Origin of the sequence: Roseofilum acuticapitatum BLCC-M154 (genome assembly GCF_030068475.1) — a bacterium.
GTDB lineage: Bacteria > Cyanobacteriota > Cyanobacteriia > Cyanobacteriales > Desertifilaceae > Roseofilum > Roseofilum acuticapitatum.
The window spans coordinates 1-3,347 of sequence record NZ_JAQOSP010000108.1; the positions used below are offsets into that span (position 1 = coordinate 1).

Below are 3,347 nucleotides of genomic sequence, written 5' to 3' on the forward strand. Positions count from 1 at the left end.
GCAGTTTTCGCTGTTATGTGGGACATCTTGATCCCCCTAAATCCCCCTTAAAAAGGGGGACTTTCCTATTCCCCCCTTTTTAAGGGGGGCAAGGGGGGATCTTTTCCTACTGTCCACCGATACAGCGCAAAGCGCTGTATCTTGTAGGGGTTTCATTGAACTACAATTTGGTATGTAGGGGCGAACGGCCGTTTCGCTTTGCGACATGAAACGCCCCTACAGATTGTGAATACACCACCAAACCTTGCCCTATTGGATGATTTTTAGCCAAATTCAGAGGGCATCTTAAAAACCCTACAGGATTAGCGTGGGAGAGGGACTTTTGCTCCCCTTCTCCTGCGGGAGAAGGGGCTGGGGGATGAGGGGCAGCCATTACATAACTCATTTAGGTTTGCTATAACTACAAAAAATTAGGGGTTCAGCTTCAATGGCTCTGTGGCGATCGCCAAACGCACCCCTTTAATGGTTCTCAGGCGATCCATCACCTCGATCACCCGTCCATGGGCGATCGCCTCATCTGCCTTTAAAACCACTAATTTAGAGGAGTTCTCTTGCATTAACTGAATCACTCCTGCTGGTAATTGCTCTAAAGGGATCATCGTGTCATTTAAAGCAATATTTCCTTGAGCATCAATCGATACGGTAATCCGCTCCTGTCGCTGAACTTCCCCGGTTCCCGCTTGAGGCAAATTCACTGGTAAACCCTCATTACGGGTTAAAAACAGCGTCCCCATCATGAAAAACGTCAAAATGGAGAAAATCACATCAATCATCGGCAAGATGTTGATTTGAGGCGGTAGATCCGGATCGTCATCAACTAAACGCATGGGCTTAGAGTCTAGGCAGATTACTATCCCTAGTCTATCTCATGCACTTCATTAAGCAGTAGTTTTCACCCATCCGCGCTTAATCGCATGACGCAGACGACCGATCATATCCTTTTCTTCCTCCTCTAGTCTAGAGGACGAAAATGAGGACTCTAGGCGATGATACTCTTCCCAGCTAACATAACCGGTACTGTAGATTCTAGAGAACTTTTCTATTAAATCATCTTCAGGGAATAGACTGAGGCTAGATGAGTTGAAGGTACTCATGATTCTCTCTCCTGAGAACTTCTCCTTTGCAATTTAACATGGAGTTAGGGCTGTTTTATGCAGTTTAAGTAAGTTTTAATTAACGTGAAAATTGTGAATTTCATTGATCTTCAAGTTCATTCATATCTTGTAATATCTCTTAGGCATTTTGGTCAATAGAGGATCTGAATTTTCGACACAAAGCTTAATATTTAGTGACGACGAACCAGAAATTCATCAAACTTCACAACTTCAGACTCTGGATTACGAGTATCAAAAACATAGCTGCTGATGGTTCCCTTTTCCGTATCTAAAAGACTAAAGACCGTCAGATCATTACTGGCAATATAAGGTAGGGGTCGATCATCCTGGAGTGGAGCTAGAGTAGGAAGAATTGGCTCTAACCCATTCGGATCGCCCACAGGGGCGTACTCTGGTTGATAAGCTGGGGGAACATAGCGCCGAGATTTCCCGATATAAGCGCCGTAAGTATTACCCACATTAGAAGTTTCTAAAAAGTTCATTCCCTTGGGACTCATAAACCGGTTCCAGAGATGGGAATGGCCATATAACACCAAATCAACCTTCGCCTCTTCCAATAAGGGAATCACATCTCGGATCAGATAATCCTTTTCCTGGGGATATTCATAGCGAATTACCAAAGGATTCCCCATCCTATCTTTATCTATAATTTCCACTGGATCGGTATAAGCCGGTACAATATTCTCTCCTAGGGAATGGGGCGGATGATGAAACATGACTATTTTATATTTTGCCTGTTGAAATTCCGGGGAATTCAATTCGGCTTTTAACCACTCATATTGGGGACTTCCCGGAGTAATGGGTTCAAAAATATGTTGCCCATAGCCCCAATTTTCCGGTTGATTTAAGTCCCGATCGCGCTCCCGGAAGCGTCCTTGAGTATTTGCAGATAAATTCGGCGATCGCCACATATTCGTAATTTGGGGAACCACCAAGCGAATATCGCCAAACGTAACCGCATAATAGCGCCCATTCCCTGGACTTTCCGGTAAACTAAAAATCTGTTCATAGGTATCGCTATTAAAGCTATGATTTTTAATCCAATCTTCTTTAATCTGCTCATCACCACTGGGATTAATTCGAGCTGCTTGTTGTTCATAATCCGATTCTGCCACTCTCCGAGGATAGGAACCATCAAATTGGGGATTTAATCCTTCTTCTTCAGACCATTTTCCCATAATTTCATGATTGCCTAAAGCGGGAAATAGGGGCGCATTTTGGATTAAAGCAGCTCCTGTATAGATCGTTGCTTTCCCATCTTTTTCTAAGGTGTACTTGGCTCGTCCTTGCAGCACTGGGAAAAAGGCATTTCCCCGGCGATCGTCAAACCATTCAGATGCGCGATCGGGAATATTAACCAAATCTCCGGCCAAGAAAATAGCATCAACTGAACCCACTGTTTCCGCTACTTTCTCGATATTAGCGGCTGTCATGGGCTTAAGCTGGTGGTCTGAGGTGAGTAAAATTTTTAAGGGTGTTCCCGGTTGAGGACTAGGGGCTAAGAGAAAGCGATCGCTCCTCAGTTCCTGACGATTATCATGGACGCTTATCACTTCATAGGGCAATTTTTCCCCAGGACTTAAGCCAGTAATTTCTCCCTCATGTCGCCAAACATCTCGGAGTATGGGAAAATCTCCTGGTTTCTCTAGCATGATTTCCCCTAGATGGGATAACTTATCTTCGCGAGTACGGGTTAATTTCGTCGTGGTTGCGCTCACTTGACGCTCTAAGTTTTCCCCATAAATCACCCGATGTTCAATTCCTGGAAAGGGGGTAAACCAAACGACTTTGACCGTTGTTTCAGTGGGAAATTGCAAAAAGGGATCGGTTAATAGATATTCTGGAAACATATAAACTGGAGGAGATATGAAGATAGCACTCAGCCCGCCTAAAACCATTAACACTAACGTGCTAATCAACAGAATTGTACCGTTATTCCACCGCCCGCTTCGAGTCATTGGTTCAAAATTATAGAAGTTGTCAGTCAGTTGCAAACACTTTGCTCTCATCCCCTAACCTCTTCTCCCACTCCGAGAAGGGGAAAAGTCCCTCTCGGAGTGGGAGAGGGATTGAGGGAGAGGGCCAGATTTACAGCAGTTTTCGCTGTTATGTGGTACAGTTTGATCCCCCTAAATCCCCCTTAAAAAAGGGGGACTTTCTTATTCCCCCCTTATTAAGGGGGGTTAGGGGGGATCTTTTACTACTGCACCTCATTACCGCGCAAGGTGCTGT

3 protein-coding genes are annotated in these 3,347 nt (G+C 44.6%); all 3 read right to left on the bottom strand.

The features are described from left to right. Positions 1 to 410: 410 nt before the first annotated feature. Positions 411 to 827, bottom strand: coding sequence for an ExbD/TolR family protein (locus PMG71_RS17210; RefSeq protein ID WP_283754942.1), 417 nt, complete (start codon positions 825 to 827; stop codon positions 411 to 413). Between the two features lie 51 nt (positions 828 to 878). Beyond that, positions 879 to 1,094 (bottom strand): hypothetical protein, encoded by a 216-nt coding sequence (locus PMG71_RS17215; protein ID WP_283754943.1) that lies wholly within the window; start codon positions 1,092 to 1,094, stop codon positions 879 to 881. A gap of 191 nt (positions 1,095 to 1,285) precedes the next feature. Then, positions 1,286 to 3,073 carry a metallophosphoesterase family protein gene (locus tag PMG71_RS17220; protein ID WP_283754944.1) on the bottom strand — a complete coding sequence of 596 codons (1,788 nt, stop codon included), beginning with the start codon at positions 3,071 to 3,073 and terminating at the stop codon, positions 1,286 to 1,288. Positions 3,074 to 3,347: the final 274 nt, after the last annotated feature.

What these genes read in the sequence shown, in the direction of transcription:
- PMG71_RS17210 (WP_283754942.1), bottom strand. Translation starts at nt 827, where the DNA reads ATGCGTTTAGTTGATGACGATCCGGATCTACCGCCTCAAATCAACATC.
- PMG71_RS17215 (WP_283754943.1), bottom strand. Translation starts at nt 1,094, where the DNA reads ATGAGTACCTTCAACTCATCTAGCCTCAGTCTATTCCCTGAAGATGAT.
- PMG71_RS17220 (WP_283754944.1), bottom strand. Translation starts at nt 3,073, where the DNA reads ATGACTCGAAGCGGGCGGTGGAATAACGGTACAATTCTGTTGATTAGC.